This is a genomic window from Candidatus Zixiibacteriota bacterium, assembly GCA_035380245.1.
In the GTDB taxonomy this organism is placed as follows: domain Bacteria; phylum Zixibacteria; class MSB-5A5; order GN15; family FEB-12; genus DAOSXA01.
In genome coordinates this window covers 106,922-130,713 of the sequence record DAOSXA010000002.1, presented here as the reverse complement: position 1 = coordinate 130,713, position 23,792 = coordinate 106,922, and the positions used below count along the sequence as shown (strand labels likewise).

Annotated in this window: 23 protein-coding genes and 1 tRNA gene; 2 read left to right on the top strand and 22 right to left on the bottom strand. The window is 50.3% G+C overall.

What is annotated here, in order from left to right; all coding sequences use genetic code 11:
• Window position 1 precedes the first annotated feature (1 nt).
• From aroQ to PLF13_05640, 15 genes are all read right to left on the bottom strand, one after another.
• A complete protein-coding gene (aroQ, locus tag PLF13_05710) occupies window positions 2-442 on the bottom strand; it encodes a type II 3-dehydroquinate dehydratase (protein HOP06772.1) in 441 nt (146 codons plus the stop codon).
• Window positions 435-1,553: a 3-dehydroquinate synthase gene (aroB, locus tag PLF13_05705; GenBank protein HOP06771.1), complete on the bottom strand. Its 1,119-nt coding sequence runs from the start codon at window positions 1,551-1,553 to the stop codon at window positions 435-437. The genes aroQ and aroB overlap by 8 nt, the downstream gene beginning before the upstream one ends.
• Window positions 1,537-2,097 carry a shikimate kinase gene (locus PLF13_05700; protein ID HOP06770.1) on the bottom strand — a complete coding sequence of 187 codons (561 nt, stop codon included), beginning with the start codon at window positions 2,095-2,097 and terminating at the stop codon, window positions 1,537-1,539. The genes aroB and PLF13_05700 overlap by 17 nt, the downstream gene beginning before the upstream one ends.
• On the bottom strand, window positions 2,097-2,939 hold the full coding sequence (locus PLF13_05695) for a shikimate dehydrogenase (GenBank protein ID HOP06769.1): 843 nt from the start codon (window positions 2,937-2,939) through the stop codon (window positions 2,097-2,099). Before PLF13_05695 ends, PLF13_05700 begins: the two co-directional genes overlap by 1 nt.
• Window positions 2,939-4,282, bottom strand: a complete 1,344-nt coding sequence (aroA, locus tag PLF13_05690) for a 3-phosphoshikimate 1-carboxyvinyltransferase (GenBank protein ID HOP06768.1) — start codon at window positions 4,280-4,282, stop codon at window positions 2,939-2,941. The genes PLF13_05695 and aroA overlap by 1 nt, the downstream gene beginning before the upstream one ends.
• 5 nt (window positions 4,283-4,287) lie before the next feature.
• Entirely contained in the window at window positions 4,288-5,298 is a 1,011-nt protein-coding gene (aroF, locus tag PLF13_05685; protein HOP06767.1) for a 3-deoxy-7-phosphoheptulonate synthase, read from the bottom strand.
• 51 nt (window positions 5,299-5,349) lie between these two features.
• Window positions 5,350-7,176 (bottom strand): arginine--tRNA ligase, encoded by a 1,827-nt coding sequence (gene argS / locus PLF13_05680; protein ID HOP06766.1) that lies wholly within the window; start codon window positions 7,174-7,176, stop codon window positions 5,350-5,352.
• A gap of 121 nt (window positions 7,177-7,297) precedes the next feature.
• Window positions 7,298-8,518, bottom strand: a complete 1,221-nt coding sequence (gene trpB, locus PLF13_05675) for a tryptophan synthase subunit beta (protein HOP06765.1) — start codon at window positions 8,516-8,518, stop codon at window positions 7,298-7,300.
• Between the two features lie 36 nt (window positions 8,519-8,554).
• The gene (locus tag PLF13_05670; protein HOP06764.1) at window positions 8,555-9,874 is read right to left on the bottom strand and encodes an MFS transporter; all 1,320 of its coding nucleotides are present in this window, start codon (window positions 9,872-9,874) and stop codon (window positions 8,555-8,557) included.
• Window positions 9,875-9,997: 123 nt separating this feature from the next.
• Window positions 9,998-10,567 carry an aminodeoxychorismate/anthranilate synthase component II gene (locus tag PLF13_05665; protein HOP06763.1) on the bottom strand — a complete coding sequence of 190 codons (570 nt, stop codon included), beginning with the start codon at window positions 10,565-10,567 and terminating at the stop codon, window positions 9,998-10,000.
• Entirely contained in the window at window positions 10,564-12,027 is a 1,464-nt protein-coding gene (locus PLF13_05660) for a chorismate-binding protein (GenBank protein ID HOP06762.1), read from the bottom strand. The genes PLF13_05665 and PLF13_05660 overlap by 4 nt, the downstream gene beginning before the upstream one ends.
• On the bottom strand, window positions 12,027-12,866 hold the full coding sequence (dapF, locus tag PLF13_05655; GenBank protein HOP06761.1) for a diaminopimelate epimerase: 840 nt from the start codon (window positions 12,864-12,866) through the stop codon (window positions 12,027-12,029). The genes PLF13_05660 and dapF overlap by 1 nt, the downstream gene beginning before the upstream one ends.
• A gap of 85 nt (window positions 12,867-12,951) precedes the next feature.
• On the bottom strand, window positions 12,952-14,145 hold the full coding sequence (locus PLF13_05650) for a PLP-dependent aminotransferase family protein (GenBank protein ID HOP06760.1): 1,194 nt from the start codon (window positions 14,143-14,145) through the stop codon (window positions 12,952-12,954).
• Between the two features lie 181 nt (window positions 14,146-14,326).
• Window positions 14,327-14,399, bottom strand: a tRNA-Thr gene (locus PLF13_05645).
• Between the two features lie 402 nt (window positions 14,400-14,801).
• Complete coding sequence (locus PLF13_05640) at window positions 14,802-14,924, bottom strand: hypothetical protein (protein ID HOP06759.1); 123 nt, start codon at window positions 14,922-14,924, stop codon at window positions 14,802-14,804.
• Window positions 14,925-15,247: 323 nt separating this feature from the next.
• Here PLF13_05640 and PLF13_05635 point away from each other — a divergent pair, with 323 nt between their 5' ends.
• Window positions 15,248-15,856 carry a hypothetical protein gene (locus PLF13_05635; protein ID HOP06758.1) on the top strand — a complete coding sequence of 203 codons (609 nt, stop codon included), beginning with the start codon at window positions 15,248-15,250 and terminating at the stop codon, window positions 15,854-15,856.
• A 290-nt stretch (window positions 15,857-16,146) separates the two neighbouring features.
• Window positions 16,147-17,088 (top strand): hypothetical protein, encoded by a 942-nt coding sequence (locus PLF13_05630; protein ID HOP06757.1) that lies wholly within the window; start codon window positions 16,147-16,149, stop codon window positions 17,086-17,088.
• 234 nt (window positions 17,089-17,322) lie between these two features.
• Here the strand turns inward: PLF13_05630 and PLF13_05625 are convergent, their stop codons facing one another.
• From PLF13_05625 to PLF13_05595, 7 genes are all read right to left on the bottom strand, one after another.
• Window positions 17,323-17,892: a hypothetical protein gene (locus tag PLF13_05625; protein ID HOP06756.1), complete on the bottom strand. Its 570-nt coding sequence runs from the start codon at window positions 17,890-17,892 to the stop codon at window positions 17,323-17,325.
• A 112-nt stretch (window positions 17,893-18,004) separates the two neighbouring features.
• Window positions 18,005-18,634, bottom strand: a complete 630-nt coding sequence (locus PLF13_05620; protein HOP06755.1) for a hypothetical protein — start codon at window positions 18,632-18,634, stop codon at window positions 18,005-18,007.
• A 223-nt stretch (window positions 18,635-18,857) separates the two neighbouring features.
• On the bottom strand, window positions 18,858-19,157 hold the full coding sequence (locus tag PLF13_05615; protein HOP06754.1) for an RNA-binding protein: 300 nt from the start codon (window positions 19,155-19,157) through the stop codon (window positions 18,858-18,860).
• A 266-nt stretch (window positions 19,158-19,423) separates the two neighbouring features.
• Window positions 19,424-20,041 (bottom strand): hypothetical protein, encoded by a 618-nt coding sequence (locus PLF13_05610; GenBank protein HOP06753.1) that lies wholly within the window; start codon window positions 20,039-20,041, stop codon window positions 19,424-19,426.
• A gap of 65 nt (window positions 20,042-20,106) precedes the next feature.
• Complete coding sequence (locus tag PLF13_05605; protein HOP06752.1) at window positions 20,107-20,817, bottom strand: hypothetical protein; 711 nt, start codon at window positions 20,815-20,817, stop codon at window positions 20,107-20,109.
• A gap of 462 nt (window positions 20,818-21,279) precedes the next feature.
• Window positions 21,280-21,897 carry a transposase gene (locus tag PLF13_05600; protein ID HOP06751.1) on the bottom strand — a complete coding sequence of 206 codons (618 nt, stop codon included), beginning with the start codon at window positions 21,895-21,897 and terminating at the stop codon, window positions 21,280-21,282.
• Between the two features lie 72 nt (window positions 21,898-21,969).
• Window positions 21,970-23,787 carry an NACHT domain-containing protein gene (locus tag PLF13_05595; GenBank protein ID HOP06750.1) on the bottom strand — a complete coding sequence of 606 codons (1,818 nt, stop codon included), beginning with the start codon at window positions 23,785-23,787 and terminating at the stop codon, window positions 21,970-21,972.
• Between the last annotated feature and the right edge of the window lie 5 nt (window positions 23,788-23,792).

Sequence of the window (23,792 nt, the reverse complement as noted above, 5' to 3'; positions counted from 1 at the left end):
CTTATTTCTCATGAGTAGTATCGGCAAAATACGACAGAGCCATAGCATATCCGTAGAAACCGAAACCGGTCAGGTGCCCCTGACAGATCGGGGCCAATACCGATTTATGTCGGAATTCCTCGCGGGCATAGATATTGGACATATGTACTTCTACGGCCTCGATCGAAACCGCCGAAATGGCATCACGGAGCGCATAACTGTAATGGGTAAGCGCTCCCGGATTGATAATCAAGCCATGCGCATCGGGAGCTTCCTTGTGAAGGAAATCAATAATCTCCCCTTCGTGATTCGACTGGAAAAACTTCAACTCTATTTTAAGCTCCTTAGCCATGTCGTTGAGTTTGCCGTTGAGTTCATCCAGTGTGCTGCGGCCGTATATTTCCGGTTCGCGCTTGCCCAAAAGATTCAGATTGGGGCCGTTGACGACCAGAATTCTACGCATCCTTGCCTCCTTGGTCGGTGATATATCGCACCATTGCGGTAACAGACGCCCGCACTTCACCGGGTGCGATTCCTTGCACTATTATCGGTTTCCCCGGCGCTTCCAATAAAACGAACCGGAGGTCTGAAACCGAGCGCTTTTTATCCAGCTTCATATAATTGATAATTTGGGCCGGGTCAAGGACCACCCTTGGGATGGGCAGGGCCAACTTGTATAAAAGTGATGTAAGCGGCCACAGGTCATCACGTTTCGCCCCAAGATGCCGAATGGATAACTCTATCGCTCCCAACAATCCCAAGACAACCGCTTCACCGTGATACAGACGGCGATAACCGAGAGAGCCTTCGATACCATGCGCAAAAGTATGCCCCAGGTTAAGCAGCATTCTCCGGCCCGCTTCTCGTTCGTCCGAGGATACTATGCGAGCCTTGTATCGAACCGACTGAACTACAAGCTTATTCAGCATGTCCATATCGTACAAATCTCCCGCATCGAGGAATCGGTCTAGTTGGCGTATCATGCCGTTACCGCTCAAACCGGCGTACCTGGCTACCTCACCAAACCCGTTAACCATCTGCCTTTGCGGAAGAGTGTTAAGAAAGCATAGATCGCATAACACGAAATTCGGTTGCCAGAATGACCCGATCAGATTTTTTCCCGCTTTTTGATTAATGCCGGTTTTACCGCCAATAGCGGCATCCACCTGCCCCAATAAACTGGTCGAGATAACTCCCCATGAGACACCGCGAAGAATTGTCGCCGCGACAAATCCGGACAGGTCGCTAATGACTCCGCCGCCAACGGCGATGATCATGTCGTTACGCGTGACCTTTTCATCCAAAAGCCAGGCATACAGCCGATCCAATTGAGTCCGGGATTTTGTCTTTTCTCCCGGCGACAGACATATTTCCGACTGACGCAATCCGGCTTTTTTCAGGTATCGCCGGATCACCTGGCCGTACAATGCAAACACCTGGGCGTCATAGATAACAAAAAGGTTACTACCCTTTAGTCGGTTCTCCAACAAGCCCTGTAATTGATCGAGAACTTGAAAACCGACTACGACAGGGTAGTTTCGCTGTCTGGTCCGAACTTCAATGACACTCGTCAAACCGTTTAATCAACCTTTCAATCTCATTAACGACACCAGTAATAGTCTTGTTGGTGGTGGAAACACGAATATCGCATTCCTGATAATATCGGCGTCGTTTCTCCAGTAATTCAGTTATTCGGCGAAGGCGTGCTTTTAATAGACTTTCTCTCTTTCGGGGCGGCACATTCAACAGAGGGCGGTCAACATTTCTGGACAAACGTCGGCATATCTCCCTGATGGAACAGGATAAATAAACAACGATTCCCGACGCTCTCATAAGTTGCCGGTTTTCGCGGTTCAGTACTGCTCCGCCGCCGAGAGCTATTACTGTGGCATTTTCAGCCTTTGTCACAACATCCCTCAAAGTGTTTTTCTCTAATATCCTGAACGCGTGTTCCCCTTCCAGTCGAAAAATATCAGCAATCGATATCCCGCGTGAGCTTTCTATGATTTCATCTATATCAATAAAACGCGCACGACGCCTTTTAGCCAGTACCGGCCCTATCGTTGATTTCCCCGACCCGGAGAATCCAACCAGGAATATGATGTTACTATTGCCCATCACTCATTGAAGACAGCTTGATGAATTGGTTCGAATGGAACGGTTTGCCCGGTCCAGATTTCAAACGACTTAAGCGCCTGAGCCGTCAGCATGGCTGAACCGTCAAGAACCGTCAATCCATGCTCTACTGCCTGCCGTACTAATTGGTTGTTCTTATTGTAATTCAAATCGTAGTATATCTTGCCTGAGGGCCAAACAAAATCAGACGGCAGCGGGCTTTTATCAGGATGATTGGCTCCCCCCAAGGGTGTGCAGTTGACAACAATTGAGAATCCCTTTGGGTTGGTTTGCCCCAGAGTATGAATCGGTTCGGTGTGAAGCTGTAACGGTTCAATAGCTCGGTTCAGCGATTCCTTAAAAACAGACAACTTTTCCCGAGACCGGCCAAATACAGTAATCCGGTCCACTTCGTAATCGGTATGTAAAGCGTATATTGCCGCTTTGGCGCTTCCACCGCACCCCAGCACGGCGGCATGACTGTGCTTTAACCGCGAGGTATATTTCTGAAGCGGCCAGCCGAAACCGTCGCGATCAGTATTAAAACCGATCATCTTGCCGTTTTGGAAAGCGATCGAATTGACTGCATCCAAAGCTCGGGCTACCGGGTGTAGTTCATCCAGCAGAGAGATAACACGCCTTTTGAAGGGAATCGTCACCGAAAGACCGGCGACTTCTTCGTTTTCCCTAAATCGTGTGAATTCCGTTTCAAAATTATCAGGGAGATAATCGAAATTGACAAAGCTGCCCTGCAATCCAAGGTGATCGAAAATCGCCATGAAAATATCAACCGACTTGGAATAGCCGATATTGTGGCCGAGAAGGCCAAACTTGAGCTTATTCATTACTGAGAAAGCTGTTTTAACAGATCATAGAATGTGGGGCAGGATGCCGCCACCACGGAATCATCATCGATTGTGGAAGGCCCGGTCAAAAAGAGCGCTCCCACGGAAAAGGCCATGCTGATGCGATGGTCTCCGAACGACATAAAATCAGCCCCGGACATCTCCGTTCCGCCTTCGATAGCCAGGCCGTCGGCCAGGGTTCCGCATTTGATACCCATTAGTCGCAGATTGTGTTCGATTGCCTGCAACCGGTTCGATTCTTTAACTTTCAACTCGTCGGCGTCGCGGATAACCGTAGTGCCGTCGGCAAAAGCGGCCATCACGGCTATGACAGGAATCTCGTCAATCAGGTTAACCGTCGTCTCTCCCGCGATCTTCCGCGCACGAAGCCGTTGACCGATAACCGTCACTGTTCCCCTGGGTTCTCCGGATAAAGTTTCTCTGTCCGTTATCTCTACTTTACAGCCAACGGCTCGAAGATGGTCTATAAATCCGGTTCGTGTTGGATTCAGACCGACATTTTTAACCGTCACAGTACCACCGCTGATCGCTGCCGCCGCCCAGAAGTAAGACGCCGTAGAGATATCACCGGGGATGGATATTTCTCCTCCGTCAACCTGTGTCTGCGGACTGATACTGATTTCTCGCTTAAAATCCTCGGGCATTACCTGACGCCGCTTACGGGGATCCACCGGATCGGTTTCATAAACAGGTTTGATATCGCGAATTGTGATATTCTGCCCAAGCGCTTCAATCATTCGCTCGGTGTGATCTCGCGTAAGCGTTTTCTCCCGCACAGTTACGGAGCAATTCGAGGCCAGACCGGCCAGCAGCAACGCCGATTTCACTTGTGCTGAAGCCACCGGCAAAGTGTACTCCAAAGGCATGAGTTTGCCGCCGCGAATGCGCATGGGAAGATGTCCCTCATCCGCGAAAAGCTCCGCACCCATTTCACTCAAGGGATCGATTATTCGTTTCATCGGACGACGGCTCAATGAACTATCGCCGCACAATGTCGCTTCTAACTTGCTTCCGGCTATGATTCCGGATAGCAAACGAGCGGTTGTACCGGAATTGCCGCAGTCAACGTTCATTTCCGGCTCGGCGGTAATCGTTGCCGGGGGAGTCAACACCAATCGGTCCTCAACACGCTCAACTCCGGTTCCAAACCGTTCCGCAGCTGACAATGAACGGGCGCAATCTTCACTGTCCGGGAAGTTAACCACAGTCAGCGGTCCCCTGGATAACAAAGACAATAGAGCTGCGCGGTGCGCGATTGATTTATCCCCCGGGACCATGAGAGTCGCTTCGCATCCCCGAATTGGTTTGATCTCACGCTTCATGGAAGTCACGTCCGGTTCAACACCGCTCCTATTGCCTTGGCTTGTTTGACCAGTTCATCGAACGTGTCCGGAGTAATCGACTGGGGGCCATCCGACAAGGCATGCACCGGATCGTGGTGGACCTCTATTAAAAGACCGTCGGCGCCGCAGGCGATGGCCGCCCGTGAGAGCGGCAGTACTTTCTCTCGTCGCCCGGTGCCGTGGCTGGGATCAACGATAATCGGCAGATGACTGGTTCTCTTGATATAAGGTACGGCCGAGAGATCCAGTGTATTGCGGGTGTGGTGCGCGAACGTACGCACGCCGCGCTCACAAAGAACTACCGCTTTGTTTCCCTCGGATAAGATGTATTCGGCCGCCAATAGAAACTCTTCGAGCGTGGCGCACATGCCTCGTTTCAGCAGTACCGGCTTGGGCTGGCGTCCAGCTTTTTTCAGCAACGAGAAATTATGCATATTCCGCATCCCGATCTGAACCATATCGGTGTACTCAGCCACCATAGGTAAGACCTCGGTGTCCATCGCCTCGGTGACGATTTTAAGCCCGAACTGTTCGCGGACCTCGGCCAATATCTTAAGGCCTTCCTCGGCCAATCCCTGAAAACTGTAGGGTGAAGTGCGTGGTTTATAGGCACCGCCACGAAATATCTGCGCCCCCGATGCCGCCACTCGCTCGGCGATGCGCATGCACTGGTCTCGGCTTTCGACAGCACAGGGACCGGCTATTGTTACCAGCGCTTGTCCTCCGATTTTTACTCCGTCTACATCCACTATCGTATCTTCGGGAGTGAATTCCCGGCTGACCAGCTTGTAGGGCTTGGTCACATGGATAACTTCTTTTACCCCATCGAGGGTGAGAATACGATCGGGACTCACCTGTGTTTTATTACCGGTGACACCGATAACCGTGCGAGTAGTCCCAGGTATCGGATTAGCCCGGAGTCCCATCTGCTCGATCTCTCGACAGCAGACAGCTACCTGTTCCATGGTAGCTCCCTGGCGCATGACTATTAACATCTATGAAACCTTTAACCCGTTGTTTATCAGGTTTTATGCCGGGTTCAACCGCTACATTGCCTGTGGCGCTTTTATCCCCAACAAATGTAATCCTTCGGAAATAACGGTCTGGGTACATTTAACCAAACCGATGCGAGCCAGTGTCAGGGCTCGGTTATCTGAAATTATCTTATCAACGCGACCGTTTTCATCCTTGCGTTGATAGAATTTATTAAACGCCGCAGCCAGCCGGAGTAAAAACGCTGAGATGATATACGGATCATAACTGCGAGCGGCATCTACCACCGCCTGCGGGAAATCGGCCAGCAACTCGATCAGGCGTTGCTCTTCCTCACCTTTAAGCAAACCGACGTCGATTCCGTTCGTCTCGATTGGTCCGTCATAATTCCTCATCAATGAGCACAAACGGGCGTGGGTATATTGCAAATACGGGCCGGTTTCCCCCTCGAACGAAAGGACTTCGGCCCAATCGAAATTGACATCTTTGTTCTTACGAACCGACAACTGTGAAAATAGCACCGCCCCAACTCCGATCATCGTTGCCGTCTCGTCGATATTATCCAGCCCCGGATTTTTCTCGCGTATCATTTCGCGCGCCAGATCGCGGGCCTTGTCGATTACTTCCTCAAGAAAAATGATCTCCCCGCGACGGGTCGACATGGTGCGATCCTTGAACATTACCCAGCCGAAACCGATATGCTGTGCACGACCGGTCAAGCGATCGTTTTCGGCCTTGCCTTCGGCCTCTTCAAGCAGCGCCATGGCTTTGAACAACTGCTTGAAATGGTCCGACTGCGCTGAGGCAACCACGTAAAGCAGTTCATGGAAATGGTATTCCTGCCAGCGATCGATAAGCGCTGCCAGATCGCGGGTAGCGTACAAGGTGGCGCCGTCCGAACGACGCAGTAAAAGTGGCGGTAGCTGCTCGTCCTTCAGGTCGACAATCTCCGCACCGTCCGAGATCTGAGTCAGACCGGCTTTTTCGAAACGTTCGATCACCGCATCCATTTTGTCGTTGTAATCCGCTTCACCGGTTATGACATCGAACTCCACCCCGAGCAGTTCGAAGATACGGCTGAACTCCGCCAGTGATATTGCCTTGAACTGATTCCAAAGCTCGCGGGCCTCGGGATCACCCGATTCAAGCTGTTTGAAAGCAGCGCGACCCTCTTCATCGAGTGATGGATTATTCTCGGCTTCCTTATGAAAGCGAACATACAACTCGAAGAGTTTTTTAACATCGGCTTTGGTGTCGCTGCCGCCGCTGAAGACTACCTCGCCGCCCCATTTGCGGAAGGCTACAATCATCTTCCCGAACTGCGTACCCCAGTCACCGAGGTAGTTGATCCCAACCGTTTCGTATCCGAGCTTTTGGTTGATCAAACGAAGTGAATTACCCAGGATAGTCGAGCGCAGATGGCCGATTCCAAACGGCTTGGCTATGTTGGCCGAACAGTATTCGACCAGATATTTCTTGCCCCGGCCAAGGTCGGAACTGCCGTAATCGTTTCCGGAAGTGAGAATGTTCGTGATTACATCATTGGCCAGTTTCTTAAAACTTACCGCGATATTGATAAATCCGGCCACGTTGGCGCATGAAATCGACCATGAGTCATCCACAACTGTATATTCATTGACTTTAACGGCAACATTCGCTGCAATATCGGGCGGTTTAGCACCTAACAACTTGCCGTAACGAAATACCGGAAAAGCAAACCGGCCCATTGTGGGATCTTTGGGCTTTTCGATGTTATCGTAGATGAAGTCGACCGAGAATACCTGTTCGTCGCCGGTTTCACGGTATGCTTCCGGGTATAGTTCCCGAAAAGCCCTCGCCGCCAATTCGGCAAATTCTTCTCTATAATTATCTTTGTTCATTGCCCACTACTTACATTTGACCTCATACACGGTCAAATTGAAACTGTCTTCCATAAAGCGGCCAAGATAGCGGCTCATACGACGGATGTCAAAGACCAAGTTTATACTTACCCGCTCCGGTTTACTTGGCCAGACCTCCCCAGTCGGCGATAATCTCCATATCCTTGTCACCGCGCCCGGACAGGCAAATAACGACGTTTTGTTTGCGGTCATAGCGACGATGGTGTTTCATCACCCAGGCCAGTGCGTGTGATGACTCCAGAGCCGGGATAATGCCTTCGAGCCGTGAGGTTTGCTTGAAAGCCCGCACCGCTTCCTTATCGGTGACATATCCATATTTGACCCGGCCGATGTCCTTGAGCATGGCATGTTCCGGCCCTACTCCGGGATAATCGAGACCGGCCGACACCGAGTGAGTTGTTGCGGCTTTGCCGTCGGCGTTACAGATTAAATAGCTGTACGATCCATGCAACACCCCTCGCCTTCTTCTCGCGAGGGTAGCCGCATGCCGGTTCGATCTTAGACCGTACCCGCCGGCCTCTACCCCGATCAACTCGACCTTGCGGTCATCGAGGAAAGCCTCAAATATCCCAAGGGCATTCGAGCCTCCTCCGACACAGGCGACCACGGCATGCGGGAGTCGTCCTAATTGGTGTTTGCATTGTTCGCGGGTCTCGCGACCGATAACCGTCTGGAAATTCCTCACTATTCGTGGGTAAGGATGTGGACCGAGCACCGATCCGATAACATAAAAAGTGCTTGATGAATTACGCTCCCAGTCCCGGAACGCCTCACTGGCGGCATCTATCAATGTTTTAGAACCGGTTTCGACGGGGATGACTTTCGCCCCTATCAGCAGCATTTTCTCAACGTTCAGGGACTGCCGCTCGATATCCCTGGCCCCCATATAAATTACGCAAGAGAGCCCGAAACGAGCACAAACCGTAGCGGTGGCCAAACCATGCTGTCCGGCTCCGGTTGCCGCTATTATCCGGCTTTTGCCCATCTTTCGCGCCAGGAGAACTTGTCCGAGGGAGCTGTTGATGTGGTGTGAGCCGGTATGGTTCAAATCCTCTCGTTTCAGATAGATATCAGGTCCAGCCACTTCCCGGGTCAGGCGTTCGGCGTAATATAGCGGCGAAGGACGCCCGACAAAATCGCGCAGGAATTCATTTAGTTCATCCGTAAAGGCCTTACTGGCGGCTGCCGTCTCGTAACATTTTTCCAACTCGTCCAGGACCGGCAGCATGCTCTCGGAGACATAGCGACCACCGTAAGCCCCGTACTGACCCTGTTTATCGGGACGCATTTTCTCATTCAGTGATGTTTTCTTATTTGTCATAATCTAGCTGATTACATTTCCTGCAATCTCTTGTCTCTATTTCTCGCGTACCACCACCCATTTCGATGAGGTCCCATCGCGCTGCTCAGCTCCTTTGAAAAACCAGTAGAACGTCAATGAGGCCAGAATATACACGACGATCGTGATATTCATAGCGAATGTGTAGCCATAGTCCTCGATCAAATGTCCACCTATCCAGGTGCTGACCATCCAGGCTGAATTCCAGCCCAACATCAGGAGCGCTCCAACCAGACCATGCTCACGTTGATCGGATAACTCCATACAGACATTGGTCACGATTGGAACCCCTAAATTCATCAATCCACCGCGAAGGACGAATGCCACTACCGCCAACGGCAGAAAATAGCTGTAAGAAAGCGTCAACATAAAGGGAATCGAGAGCATCTGGGTCAACACCACCGTTCTGACAAGCCCCAATCTTTTGGCCAACACCGGTCCGGCCAGCGACCCGGCCAGCATGGAGAACTGTACCAGGGAATAGTACGCGCCTATGGTCTCCGGTGAAAGATTAAACCGATCACGGAAATATAAGTTCAGGAAAGGTATTATCAAACCAGCCCCGGTTCCCACCAGGAAATTACTGAAAAACACTTTTCCATAGAAACCGGATCGGGCCAGGAATTCCTTCTTTGACAATTTGATCCGATTCTCTTCTTTCGACGGATTAGTCGATTTAATCATCGCGAACGGTATGAGAGCCAGCAGTGATATGCCTATCCCCACCAGCAGAGTGTAACGATAGCCGATTATGATACTTCCTGAAGATTGGCCGATCACCTCGGCGAGACGACCACAAAACAGAGCCCCGGCCATGCCGGCCAGCATATTAGTAGCGAACGAGAATGAAAACAGGTGGGTTCGCTCAGTCTTGCTCGAATTACGCATATAGAACGGTCCGGCAGCAATTTGGTAAATCGAAAACGCCGTTCCGGACAAAAGCGAGAACAAAAAGAGCATCGTGAATGAATCCAAGTTCACGATAAAATACGAGAAGAACGCAAATAGCACCGAGGCACTGATCAAGAACGGTTTCAATCGGATTCGCGCCAGCATCATGGCTGCCGGCAAAGCCATCGCGGTCATACCGATTGCTCGGGCAGAACCGATCTCACCGATATCCCCTTCTAAAAAACCGATCTCACGCAAATACAGATTCAACAGCACCAGGAATACCTGGAAATTAATCCCCATCAGAAATGAACCGACCAAGTACAACCGCGCATTGCGACTGAAAAGGCGAACGTGGTCGCGGTAATCGACTATTCCCCACCTGATGCGGTCAATGAAACCATGTGACGGTGGGATGGAAGAATTCCCCGGAGAGGACAGAGACATCGATCTTCTCTTTACTATCAATCCAGTCGACTGGCCGCTTTCATTGTCCCGGAAGTTAATTAAACAAACACTCCGGCATAGAACCGGCTGGAGTATCAATAAATAACATAGAAAATCCCGGAATCAACCGATTGTTTCCAGATAATTCCTGAGGATCTGCTTTCCACTTGGAGTCATGATCGATTCCGGATGAAACTGAACACCGTAGATCGGTCGCTCAACATGCTCAATCGCCATTACGATACCGTCGTCGGTCCAGGCGGTTAGTCTGAATTCCTCAGGTAGTGAATCGACATCGACAATTAATGAGTGACACCGGGTAGCAACGAAAGGCGAGGGGATATCGGTAAACAAAGTAGTGTGATTATGGAATATTTGTGAGGTCTTGCCGTGCATGAGACTGGGGGCATAAGTGATCACGCCGCCAAATACCTGTGCGATGGCCTGGTGACCGAGACCAACTCCAAGCACGGGAACCTGTCCGGACAACTCGGCCACGACCTGATTCACGATACCGGCATTCTCGGGTCGGCCCGGCCCGGAAGAAAGAACCAATCCCTGTGGGTTGCGTTTACGTATCTCCTCGACGGTGATCTCATCATTACGGAACACTACGACCTCGGCTCCTAATTCAGACAGATATTGCACCAGGTTCCAGGTAAATGAATCGTAGTTATCCAGAAGCAATATCACCGGTCGTTGCCCCCTGTTATTGCTTCTATAAGAATTGCCGCTTTAGCTTCGGTGTCACGGTACTCACGATTCGGTTTGGAATCGAATCCGATAGCTGCTCCGGCTTGAGCGTAGAACCTCTTTCCCTTCTTGACAATGGTTTCGATCAAGGCACAGGAATCCATGTTGCCCGAGAAGTCAAGATATGCTATGGAGCCGGCATAAACGCTGCGTCGTTCCTTTTCCAGATTATCGATAATCTCCATCGCCCGAATTTTCGGAACTCCCGAAACCGTTCCGGCCGGGAAACAGGCAAAATGTCCATCGAGAGCACCGGTATTACGGCGAAGTCTGCCGCCTACTGCGCTCATCAGATGAAATTCATTCGAATATTTTTCGACCGCCATTTTCTGGATTACTTCAACTGTTCCCGGCTGACTCACCCGTCCAATATCGTTTCGCGCCGAATCCAGCAACAAAGAATGATCGGCCAATACATTGAGGTCGGCACACAACTCGCGAATTATACTCAAATCCTCTTTTTCGTTTTTTCCCCGAGGTCGAGTCCCGGCTATCGATCTTGTCTCGATCGTTCCCTTCTCTATTCTGACCAGCATTTCGGGAGAGGAACCGATAACCGCATGGTTGCCGAAATTCAATAGGAACATATATGAAGAAGGATTCAGGCGACGCAGGCGCCGATAAACCGCCAGACTGGAATCATTACTGTCAACCTGCCAGCGCTGCGATAGGACGACTTGATAGACATCTCCCTCTTTGATGAATATCTTAACTCGTCGCACCATCTTCTCGAACTCTTCGCGGCTGTAGAGCGCCAGTGGCTTGCTATTCTCAATTTTACTGAGTCGCTTTGTTCGACGGTTGAGGCCGAGCCGAGCGACCGTATCCTCCAGCACTTTGACGGCGTTGTCGTATTTTTCTTTCAGGCCGGACTGACCGCGATCGTGCAGGATATTGGCGATTATAACTATTTCCTGCTTGAGATGATCGAACACGATAACTTCGCGAAAAAAACCGAACCGCAGTTGCGGAAGGCCGATCGTGTCGGGATTATCGTTCGGGATATGCTCTACCTGTCGTACACAATCATACGAGAAATATCCCACGGCACCGCCGGTAAAACGCGGGAGACCTTCCAGCTTCACCGGTTTGTAGACATCGAACATTTCCCGAAGGAATTCCAGCGGATTTGCCTTCAGTGTCGTAGCGCGTCCCTTTTGTTTGAGGCGAATGCGGTTACCTTCTCCCTCAACCACGAGAAACGGATCGAATCCCAAAAATGAATATCGGGCCAGCTTCTCGCCGCCCTCGATTGATTCCAGCAAAAAGGCATCACGGTTTCGTCCCATCAGTCTCATATAGACCGAGACCGGCGTGTCCAGATCAGCCGGAATCCTCGTGTACAATGGAATGATATTCCCCGATCGATTTAACTTACGGATTTCCGTGAAGCTCAGCATCAGTAATAAAATTCTCCCGAGGTCGCTATTTCCACCGGCCCAACCAGTTCTATGATGTCACCGGTCTTTTTCCAGTCGACATGCAGCGAACCGTTCTCGAATTGTACTTCACATTTACGGTCGGCTACTCCCAGCATGACACAAGCACATACCGAAGCGGCGGCACCGGTACCGGAAGAACCGGTCGCTCCGGCGCCTCGTTCCCAGTCGGCTACTTGTATGCAGGAACGGCTTATCACCTTAACAAATTCCACATTGGTTTGATTCGGGAAATGTGAATCGAATTCGATAGCTGCGCCGAGTTCTTCCCATTCAAAATCGAAGTTATCGACGAGTAGCACCGTATGCGGATTCCCCACCGACAGGCAGGTAACCGGAATGGATACCCCGCCTAATTTTAACGGAGCGTTGATAAGGTACCTCGAGCGCACTTTGACCGGTACTGCTTTTGCCTCAAACGTGGGTTGCCCCAGTTCGGTGCGGATCATTGCACCGTGCCGGCGACAGCTAATAACCCTGGCCTGATGAACCTCGCCCCCCATTTCCAGACTGAACTGCCTTCGACGCCGATCATTCCGGTGTAAATGAAAGACCACTGAACGCAATCCGTTCCCGGATTTTTCAGCGGGACTGCCGTCGGAGTTATACAGGTCAATCGAGATATCGGCTCTGCGACTGGCCGTAAGTAAAAGGATACCGTCGGCGCCAACTCCACGATTGCGGTCACATATAGCCCGAGCGAATTCACCCCGGCGCATCGCCGGAAACCTAAGATCAGACCGGTTGATAACGAGGAAATCGTTACCAAGAGCCTGGTATTTGATAAAATGGACTTGCATGACCGGTGTATAAACGATAAGGCTCTGAGATACAACAAAAAAGCCCGCCAAAAGGCGGGCTTTGTCGTTGTCTGAACAGGTTGACTTAGATATTGTCCTTGAACAATTTCGCCAACCGCTTAATGCCTTCCACGATTCCCTCGTGAGTGGCATTGGAATAGTTGAGACGCATCGTATTCTTACCGGACCCGTCCGGGAAGAACGGCTGACCGTATACAAAAGCCACCTTCTGCTCGATAGCCTTGGGCAATAATTCCTTGGTCGACACGTGCTTGGGAACGGTCACCCACAGGAAAAGACCGCCTTCCGGCTCGGTCCAGGTGCAGCCTTCGGGGAAATGCTCTCGCATGGCCGAGATCATAATATCCCGCTTGGTCAGATAATCCGCCTTGATCTTCTCCACATGCGGCTCCGCCTTACCGGCATTGATGTACTCGAACAGCACCAACTGAGAGAAAGTACTCGTATGCAGGTCAGTACACTGCTTGACTTTCTCGAATACCGGAATGATATCCTTCGGGCCGTTCATCCAGCCGATACGGAAACCGGGAGCGATGGTTTTGGAGAAAGTTCCAATGGCAATCACGGCATCGCCGCCAATGGATTTGAGCGGCGGTTGCGGCTGGCCGGTGAAACGGATATCTCCGTATGGATTATCGTCGAAGACCGGGATGTTGTACTTGGTGGCAATATCCACCAATTGGTGCCGGCGTTTCAACGACATCGTAATACCGGTCGGGTTCTGGAAGTTTGAAATCGTGTAAATCAATTTCGGATGATACTTCTTGATCTTCTCTTCCAGTTCATCCATCAACATGCCTTCGGAGTCCATCTTCACCGGGGCGTATTTAGCCTGGTAGTACGAAAAGGCCTGCAAAGCGCCGACGTAAGTAGGATTTTCGGTGATGATATAATCACCGGGGCCTACGAACGCACGAGCCAGCAGCTCAATCGCCTGCTGTCCGCCACTGGTAATGATGATGTTCTCCTGGGCGGATTGCACTCCGCGAATGGTTTCACGCTTGGCAATCAATTCCCGCAGAAGCGGGTGACCCATTGAAAGTGAATACTGAACCGACGAAGCTCCATACTTGTCGATGGTATCAATCATGGCTTGCTTAAGATCTTCTAAAGGAAACAGTTCCGGCGCCGGCAAACCTCCGGCAAATGAAATCACTCCCGGCTGGGATGAGAATTTCAGAATTTCACGTATAACAGAAGTCTCCATGGAGACCACGTGATCGACCAGCGGCCACTTATCCGTGCAGACTTTGTTCATACCATTATCCTTTCTATTAGGCGGTCTGGAGACCGCTATCAAAACCGACCTGGCGAGCACGATCCAAAGCCGGTAGGAATACTATCAATGACTATATAAGATAGCAAATTACGCGGATTAATTCAAGACTTGTGAGGTTATTTTGTGAAAATTATAACGAGCCCCAAATGGTATGAAAAAGAGCCACCGTGCGGAATCGAACCGCAGACCTATTGATTACGAATCAATTGCTCTACCAGCTGAGCTACGGTGGCTTGATTTTCCTATCTATATCGGCCGCGAATTATAAACCCGACAGGTCGAACTGTCAAGAAAAAGCGAAGGTGTACAGCATGTTTGGGAGATTAAGAACCCAAGTCTGATATCTGATACCATCAGGTTTCAGTGTGATTTGGCCGGATTCCCCTGCTTTTAACAAGGTACAATATGTCATGTTATTGAGAGATAAATTAACCCCTCCGGTTGATATCCGGAGGGGCGAAGTGTAACTTTAAATATGGTGCGTAACAAGTTGCCTTCTTGCCGCTTTACACGACGAGGGCTCTGTCGATATGTCCCTCAATCGGCAACTCTTACATTAATAATATCGGCTTAAGTTGAATTTTGTCAAGGTAAAAAGGGATTGGTAAATCAGAACTAGCTACGGGTACTCTGGATCATGGCCTTAAATACTGATGAATTACATCCAGAACCAAACCGGTCAGCTCAAAACCGATATAGATCATGGCGCCGGTTACTATACCCAACTGGGCCGATTCCATAGTTTTACGAACTGACATATTCATTATCTGCCTCAAAACGGTTTTTGTTGTCAATCCTGATATTGCAAGCAATATGCCATCATTCCGCTGGTCTTCTCACTTCGGAGATATCTGGCATGATTCGCAGGTAGTTAGAGGAAAACCTGATGGCATAATCCCATATAATCCTGAAGCTGACATAGCATAAACATGGATGACAACTACGCAAAATGCTGCACAACCGCTTATTCCCCTCCCCGTATTATCTCAATCCTTGACTTCTCGCTGTTGTTTCGTCTTTCTTATTTTATAGTAGTTATAAATTAGTTCTTCTGATTCCTTCTATCGAGGAGAATCCTATTATGAGTTCATCTCTATCCGTTCGATACTTGTTACCTGTGCTGGTTTTATCAATAATCGGGAGTTTATTAGTCTCCTGCGCCAAACACGAATACTACGAGTTCAATTCAGATTACGAACGGCAGGTTAACCAGATTCTCCAACGCCCGGGGCTTGTTATAGACCGGGTAGTTGATCGTCGCCATTGTCCGGCTCAGGAGATAGGTTTATTATCACCCGGCTTAATCGGTACTCCTAAAACAGTGAAGCTAGATCACCCGGCAAATGATTTTGTTCACGAATCACTAACGGCGATGCTCACCGACCGTGACGCCCCCCCCGGCACTGAGACTATACCGGTTGTCGTGTACATTGACAGCTTCTATGTCACTGAACGCTTTGCTTCGGTATTAAAAAGAGTCGAATTCCACGCTGTTCTGACCTTTGTCATCGGAGAAGCTAGCGACTCCGAGCAGGTCATCCCCATATCCTCGATGCGCTTTAAGGAATGGGCAGTAGTCACCCCGGATGAAGCGGAGGACATGATGTACCACAGCCTCCGACAGTGTGTCGATCGATTCCTGATGCGCTATGATCAAATCATGGCAGATTCACTCGACAGTACCTCATAAATGAAATAAGGCTATGCTCCGGTCCTGATAGCACCTCATTATCGCTCATGTTTATTCCAGACATGACATAAAACGCGCTGGGAGGCACAGAAATCGGTTTGCCCACGACAACACAAATACCACATCTTCGATTCGTTTTTCATGGAATCCTTTTTATAACTGTCCCGCTCATTATCTTTCTTCTGCAGTTGATTGGATGCGCCGGGAGCCCCATATATCACGTTCCTCAGTACGATCGTTTTAGCGATCAAAGGCTATCGGACAGCACCGGAATCTCGGTCAGCGAGGTTATGGACGACCGGATCAATATCGGCAATCCGGCTGCAATCGGCTCAATCGGTATGGGTACGAACAATTACTGCCTCACGATTCCACTGACCGATTTCTTTGCCCAATGTCTTGATTCACTTCTACCTAAACCGCCAGACCCTGGTATTTCTCATTCAATAACGGTTCATATAGATAGTTTCGCCGTCTGGAATACGACAACGGTCATGATGGATACGGCCCATATCGCCTACTCGGTAGATATTGTCGATGATTCTTCCGGCCAGGCGGTGAGAGTCAGAGGCCGCAACAGTAAGGAGTCGGCAAATGCCATCCAGGTCGTTCCTGATTTGATTTACGGCAGTCTCAGGGAAATCGCATTGGAGTATCTTTCGGGACGAACCGATCCGACACGATATTACACCTACAGGCATGAATTCTCGACAAGAAGCACGGCCTACTCAACCAAAACGACGAAATCAAATAATAACGACAGCACCAGGAAGTATCGTCTATCTGATCGTAAGACTCGCCTCTGGCTCGATTATTTACATATTGAAGACGACAACAATCGCACAATATCCGCAATCATTGCTTTTGAGAGACGAAATGCCGGCGGAACCGGTGCGATCGGTATCGGTGGAGGTTTCTCTTATCGATGTAGTCATGGGAAAACAGATTTTGACGACAATGAAGTCGGTGTGACTCTCGCTGTCTACGACAAGATCGGCTTATCCGAGAATGCGACCAGACCTGGCTTTATAATTCGTGTGGCCCCGATTGTTGGACGGCGATCCGGAACTGACAAAGAATTCTATTTGGGGATATCAGGAGATTTCGGGATAGGCTTTCAATTCGGTGAAACCGTACATACCCATTTCGGTATCGGTGCAAACACAAGCACCGGCAACAGTGTTCCCTGGGGAACTTTTGGACTCTACCTGGGACTCGGCTTAAGACTGTAGATATCGTAATGAATCTCCCCTGTAGATAAAGCCTATTAAATCTCCTTACAGTTTCCAGTTCGCAGATAACTTCTATCAGGTGCTTTCTTATTATCCACAGCTGTTGGGACTATCTTGATCCCGGCCATAACATCATAGCTCGCGAATCGTACGGAAGATTTCAAAGAGAATGTTGTGAGAAAGCCGTTGCGATCCCTCAACGATTGGTATAGGTCTTGGGCTTCGCTTTTGAAACTACTTCCTCACGTACTCCGCCACTTCAGTCCAGGCATCGTGATCGACGGCATACTTAAGTAAAAAAGCCTGTATTTCCTTCGTAGAAGCAGTGAGTATAGGCACCTCTTCAGCCCAGATATGAGCAATCTCATCGGGGTGATCGGTCAAAATTGAAGTCAACCAATCATACTCAAGAGTGCTGATTCCCAGCCTCGTTCCTACTTCATCGATACGATAGAACGAGTGTACCGGGACTAGATGTCCCTGGTAAAATTCGCCAAGGGTCTCCTCCGTTGGCTCGGCCGGGAATAAATCGATCATGAGCATGTCGCCGACACGGACGGGGCGCGCTTCGAATACCGAGGTTGATTCGTCATCTTCCGACATGGTGAGAATGTAACCCGGATCAAGGGTATCGACTTGAAATCTAATCCAGTCCGAGGTCCCTTCTATTACCCACAGCCCCTCGATTCCTTCAATCGAAATTACCTCGCCATCCTGATAGAGGGGATTAATGGACAGAGGAATACAACCTGTCACAGCCAGAAGCGCGAGAACGGTTAACGTCACAGCTTCTTTTAATCTCATACTGTGCCTCCGAACGTTTGGAAACAGCCAATAATATGAAAATTGAGCACTGTTATCGACTTTCATTTTATACCCCGTTGTTGTCTGGCCTGTTCCGGGGTTTACTCATGACCTAGAAAAGTGAAAACGACAGACCGGTGCTAAGCGCCCAAATGCGACCGACCCGATGGTTGCTCCAATTGGAACGTTTCAATTGATGCATGGTGCCGGTCAGACGATTGTTCAACATCACATGCTCACCTAACTTCACCATGAGACCGGCTCCGAATATCACCTCATATCCATCCCAACTGCGTTCATAGGCATAGTAGTTTTCACTTTCAATACCGGACCAGTAATCATAATACCGACCCCAGACAACATCGACCATATCCTGATCCAGGTATCGTCCGGTGATCGACAGGTACGGCGCCGTTCGGAAATCCGTCTTAGCGAAGGTGTACAAAAGGGTTACACCAATGGCCAGATCCTCGTATTCGATATTTTCATCATTGTCCCCGGCATAACGAAACGAAGGCCCTATTCCGAACCGATTCCAGAAGAAATGTACGGCCTCTATCTCGAAACTGTACTTCAACAAAGCCCCTCCATCCGCCTGGTCGTATATGCGCCCGTCCCAGGACGACAAGCTGATACTGCCGTTGAAAAGAGTCGCTCCTTTACCGAATTGATATTCGGCGGCTTCAACCGATCCCGATAAAATGATGAAAATCATCATAGTCAATAGGGCGTACTTCTTCACTGTAAGCCTCCGTTGAATGATTCGCATTGTTCCATGTTCAGGCATTGAATATGGCATAAGCGGTCGCTTCAGACAAGGAATGATGTCTGCTAATCCCAAATCGATATCAGAGTATAGGTCTATCCTGATCCGTGGACAACGACCGGGGTTGCCGTTAAACGAAGAGACCGGTTATAAACCGGTCTCTTCGTTAATTATCGACTCGTTTTGAAGCGAGCGTCATTTAGTAGCGATTACGGTGTCCGCCGCCGCCACGTCCGCCACTGCGAGGGCCGCGCTCTTCACGGGGCCGGGCCTCGTTGATATTCAGGGCGCGACCACCCAGGTCCTTACCATTGAGCTCCGTGATCGCGGTCTGAGCCTGTGACTGGTCGGGCATCTCAACGAAACCGAAACCGCGTGAACGGCCGGTATATTTGTCGGAGATGATATTGACGGAGGAAACTTCACCGTAAGCGGCAAAAGTATCCCGAAGGTCATCTTCAGTCGTATCGAACGACAAATTACCTACGTAGATGTTCATCCTGTACTCCACTAATGTTCGCTGATCCGGCGGAATCTCGATGATCCCGGTGTCAAGCAAACGCAAACAATGCGCACCATTGCGCGATGGTCCCGATCGGGCACTGCTTCGATATTTGACTTTCTGGGCAAATTCTCGATAAGGTCGTTCCCGGAAACCAGTTTTAGATGACGCAAGTTATTGAACCATACAGAACTTGTCAACCGAAATTATCCCCTCACAGCCGCTAACCGACCGGCGCATACTGATTGATAGATACATATACTCTATTTTGTTTTATCGCCAGCCCCAAAAATATCCGCCAGGGCGGCGATTTCCCGTATACGTCGTTGGGCGTGGTCCATATTCAGCGTCTTATTACGAACGATCATGTCGGAGATACAAACTCGGCTCCGAGTGAAATGAATCATCTCAAAAGGCGCTGCTTCGATGACTATCGTTCTTAATTCCGGCCGATTCATCATGTCAGGTTTATCCTTGTGATCACCCATAATGAAAAACCGCCGATCGAACTCGGCATCTCCGGTTTGATGTTCCCAGGCGAGACGAGCCGCTTTCAGAAAACGATCCCAGCCACCTTCTTCACGGATGCCAAAAGACCCTCCGGTGACAGCCGATGTACTTACGAGGAGAAATTGCAGGCTGTCACCAGTCAAAACGCTTCCACCTTCACCGAGCGGGCTGTCCGAAATTTCTATCATTATTTTATGATCTCCCACGATAGCTTCGAAACTCTTGTAAGCCCAGACGAATTCCATCTGTGGTCGATTCGCCAGGCGTTCCTCTCGGGGGACATCGGGATCGAAGAGTGTTCCGCTGTAAAAGGCCTGCAGTTGGTCTATCAGAGCATTAAATTCATCTTCCCAGGGACGTTCGAGACTCACTTCATTCCTCCCACGCTAAACGAAATTGTGATATTGTCCGGCGATGCCTGCACATGAAACTACGGTTATTTTTTTCCAATGCGCCCGGGGCGAATCGAAAAACGTTGCCCGTCCACGGACTTCCCGAGATTCGAAATCAGGATTTCAACGTACTCATCGATATGGTTGGCAAGATCGAGCGAGCTTGACGAAGCATCCAGGAATCCAAACCACAGCGGATTCACCTCCGGCGGGATCGGCTTCAATTCTTCGAGCGTTTCCAACAACAAAACAGCCCGTTCCAGCGGTTGCACCCATTGGTCGGCCTTCCATATCGACAAACTCAGCACCTTTTTCTGGGAGTGCCTCACCCAGCGAATAGGGCTCATAACCTTCCCCTCCCAGAGGCCCTGATAATCCTCAACCACACCATATTCGCTGATCATGGGCTTGGACTGATAGAACGATATTTCAGCCATAATAGAAGCGTTAGTGCGCTCCGACACCAGCTCATACCCCTGCGCCTTCAACTGGACGGCCAGCTCGTTCGTCAGTTGGGCATACAGCGCGTTTTCATCCGCGTCGTCGGACCAAAACGCTTCTTCCATATCCGGACCGGTCACGACGTAGATTTTCGTCGGAGCGGCAATCCGACCCTCCTCATCGGCCATCGCATAGAGTGTGACCTTGGGCGAAAAACAGGCAAGAAAAAGAGTTATAGCACAAACGAGCGCGAGGGACAAAAGGCGAAGCATCGACACCTCTCTTTGGGCGAATGTGGTTTGACTGTGATCCATATTAGTCGTCCTGTCGAAGGCTGTCAAGACAAAGCCGAATCCCTGAGCGCAGTCCTCGCTGCAATCACCGTCTTGTCTTCTCGTTCCGTCGCCCCCCCTCTTCTCGTTCCGTCGCTCTGCGGCGGAACGAAGGCGAAGCCAGCCTTGGCAGGTCTCGGTGAGACCGGCCCTACTCGCATTGTTGGCTGGATCAGATGGCCGGAGCTTCCGTGCAACCCACTCAGAGTAGTTGGTTTACAACGAAATGGGTTCGTTTTGCGGATTTTAGTTTGGCGTTGTTGCGCCTTCATCCGCGAGCCCGGTCGACCTCCGGCCCAACCCGCTTGTCAGTTATCGGCCTGCGAGTGTAGTCTGCGATGATGTTGTGGCGAAAACGCAGGTGATTGATACGCTCGATCTGGCGCTCCCCCATCTTCTCGTTCCGGCGCTCTGCGGCGGAACGAAGGCGAAGCCAATCGCCGCCTACCAGTCAACCGTCACCTTCAGCGGCCCGGGCCGCCCGGCATAGTCGCCGGCGCTGGAGTACAGCCATTGCTCGGGCGACAGCACCAGGCCCTTCCGAACCGGGTTGTAGTGGATGTACCGAATCTTCTGCCGCATCATCTTCGCGCTGATGTTCTGCTTCGAATGGTATCCCTCGATCCAGACTTGATATTGCCTCTGGCCGTCGATCGGAAGCCGGAGCGCGGCCAGCTCGCGTCGCGCGATTTCATCGCCGCGCTCGCGCAGTCGGTCGACAATGCGCCGAGCGGTGTAGGATTTGAATCGAGCGAGAGCGCGCGGCAGGTCCGGCGCGGAGGCAATCAGGTGAAAATGGTCCGGCATGAGCACGTAGGCGTAGACGGCGAGGCCGTCTTCGTCCTGAAGGAACCGGAGCGAGTCGAAGATGATTCGGCGGACTTCGGCGAGTTTGAGGAGGGGACGCCGGGAGATGAAGGAGCTGGTTATGAAATGCGGGAGGTCTTTCTCGTAGATTCTGTATCTATCGCGAGACATGACTTGATAACGCTCGGGATGCGATGGCCGAATATCGGCTGCCGCCGTCGTTCCGCCGCAGAGCGCCGGAACGAGGGGGGGCAAGGATTTCAGTCTTTACGCTCCCGAGCAGCGCAAGCACCGTTATCATCCCACCTAAGGGCAACAGCTCGGTCTTCAACGCAACCAATCATCTAGTTCACCGTCGGCTTCCAAGTGCCGAGTCTGTATGTGACGCTCGGTTTCGAGCACCTTTTCCAGTGAATCCGCGCTCAGAATACCTGGTAGTGCTGCGAAGTCCCTAAGAATCCGACTCTTCTGGCCAAGCTCATGCGGCTTAAAACGGACGTCCGTTCGTTCATCATCACAATACGTCCGACAGAACATCAGATTGGCCTTGGATACACTCTCTCGATCCGAGATACTGGCTTTCCTGACATACTTCCAGAAGACCAAGCAATAGACCTCAATTGGAGCCGTGTTGTTGCCAATCCACCCATACCCGTTTGTGCGTTCTCCAGGGCAACGTACGCACACTTCATTAGCCATCGTGGACAGAAACTTATGATAGACGGGCATAGTTACTCTACGTCTAAAACCGATCTTCTTCCTCAGTTTCGTCATTTCGGGAATGATGAGCGTCCGTTCAACCAGATCTTCGGCCATTTCGTATGTGAGCCGCAATACTGAGTCGGTGCGATGATAAGGTGTATCGAGAAAGCGATACAACAACTTCTTCTGTTGGTCCGGCTTGGCGTCCTTGATGAAACGCGCGACGAAATACTCTTGGAAAGACCTGTGCGCGTATGTCAACTCGAGACCGTCCTCAACTAAAAGAGAGACTGCTTGATGTGCATCATCCAAGAAGTCAGATGTCTTAAACTCCAAACCGACTATCGTGCGGCATCTCTCCAGATGTTCCAAGGCGCCTGGCCTGGGAAAATGAAGCTCTCTCTTGTTGTATGTACGGAGAGAAAAGGCCGAAAACACTCTGCCGAAGTCCATAATATCAAGCTTCGTCTTCCTATCGCGGCGGAAACCGGTCTTAAGCGCGTCGTGACGATGAAACAGTGCATCGTAAGCCTGTTGATAGAAAAGACTAACCTTCTCCGGTATCTCCGCATTCTCGCCATATGTCAAGACCATGATCGATAATAGTAGTGGATTCGATAGGAATGATTCATGGCGACTGTAGAGATGCATTCTTAGGTCGCGTGTGAACCTAGTTCGCAAGTCACGATCAATTGGTAGTGAACTAACCAGTTTACAGGCCTTATCAACGGTCAACGGAACAACATGGAAATTAGTGTAGTTTTCCCAGGATTCACATTCTCTATCTGGCCTGCTCGTCACAATGACATCAGCCTTCGGGTAGTACGAAGGCAATTCGCGGATTTCTCGAGCCAATTCATCTCGACGATGGTGAGCAATCTCATCAAAACCATCCAGTAGAATCGCGAAGTGTCCCAATTCCATAGCCGTTTCAAAGTGAGTTCGTAGCGCTTTCAATCCGTCTCTTGTCAGGCTATCCTTGACGGATTCAATAATCGTCACCTCGCTTCTATTCAGATCCCTCAGCTGTACGTATACTGGCAGCTTGCCGCCAGACTTGATGCAGTTTAGCAACAGGTGTTTGAGGAGAACTGTCTTACCGCATCCAGCTCCACCACATAGTACATTTGCTTGGCTTACCTTTTGGATTTCGTTATACTGTGCGTTCTCCAGTATGCGATCTCCTATGCTCAGGTCAACGGGCACATATGTGTCGTAGAGGTAGGCTGGTTCGTCTCTCACAAAAAAAGACTTGGTCTTCGAGTGATTTTTGGCAATTGTCGCCATATAGTCTGAATAGCCGCTTCTGAGGCGCGTTATGAACCGACCTTTGACTCCCTTGAGAGTCTCAGATAACCCATCTATCATCCTATCCAAGTTCGCCTTGAGAAAAGCAGCGGCAGTGGCGTTCACATCGAAATCGAAATTCGGCTCGGCGGTCATCTACT

Bases quoted from the DNA above. Each gene is read 5' to 3' on its own strand.
- PLF13_05630 (HOP06757.1), top strand. From the start codon at position 16,147: ATGGACGACCGGATCAATATCGGCAATCCGGCTGCAATCGGCTCAATC.
- PLF13_05695 (HOP06769.1), bottom strand. From the start codon at position 2,939: ATGAATAAGCTCAAGTTTGGCCTTCTCGGCCACAATATCGGCTATTCC.
- aroQ (HOP06772.1), bottom strand. From the start codon at position 442: ATGCGTAGAATTCTGGTCGTCAACGGCCCCAATCTGAATCTTTTGGGC.
- PLF13_05700 (HOP06770.1), bottom strand. From the start codon at position 2,097: ATGGGCAATAGTAACATCATATTCCTGGTTGGATTCTCCGGGTCGGGG.
- PLF13_05635 (HOP06758.1), top strand. From the start codon at position 15,248: ATGAGTTCATCTCTATCCGTTCGATACTTGTTACCTGTGCTGGTTTTA.
- aroF (HOP06767.1), bottom strand. From the start codon at position 5,298: ATGTTAATAGTCATGCGCCAGGGAGCTACCATGGAACAGGTAGCTGTC.
- PLF13_05595 (HOP06750.1), bottom strand. From the start codon at position 23,787: ATGACCGCCGAGCCGAATTTCGATTTCGATGTGAACGCCACTGCCGCT.
- PLF13_05605 (HOP06752.1), bottom strand. From the start codon at position 20,817: ATGGATCACAGTCAAACCACATTCGCCCAAAGAGAGGTGTCGATGCTT.
- PLF13_05625 (HOP06756.1), bottom strand. From the start codon at position 17,892: ATGAGATTAAAAGAAGCTGTGACGTTAACCGTTCTCGCGCTTCTGGCT.
- PLF13_05660 (HOP06762.1), bottom strand. From the start codon at position 12,027: ATGCTGAGCTTCACGGAAATCCGTAAGTTAAATCGATCGGGGAATATC.
- aroA (HOP06768.1), bottom strand. From the start codon at position 4,282: ATGAAGCGTGAGATCAAACCAATTCGGGGATGCGAAGCGACTCTCATG.
- PLF13_05670 (HOP06764.1), bottom strand. From the start codon at position 9,874: ATGTCTCTGTCCTCTCCGGGGAATTCTTCCATCCCACCGTCACATGGT.
- PLF13_05615 (HOP06754.1), bottom strand. From the start codon at position 19,157: ATGAACATCTACGTAGGTAATTTGTCGTTCGATACGACTGAAGATGAC.
- PLF13_05650 (HOP06760.1), bottom strand. From the start codon at position 14,145: ATGAACAAAGTCTGCACGGATAAGTGGCCGCTGGTCGATCACGTGGTC.
- dapF (HOP06761.1), bottom strand. From the start codon at position 12,866: ATGCAAGTCCATTTTATCAAATACCAGGCTCTTGGTAACGATTTCCTC.
- trpB (HOP06765.1), bottom strand. From the start codon at position 8,518: ATGACAAATAAGAAAACATCACTGAATGAGAAAATGCGTCCCGATAAA.
- PLF13_05640 (HOP06759.1), bottom strand. From the start codon at position 14,924: ATGTCAGTTCGTAAAACTATGGAATCGGCCCAGTTGGGTATAGTAACC.
- argS (HOP06766.1), bottom strand. From the start codon at position 7,176: ATGAACAAAGATAATTATAGAGAAGAATTTGCCGAATTGGCGGCGAGG.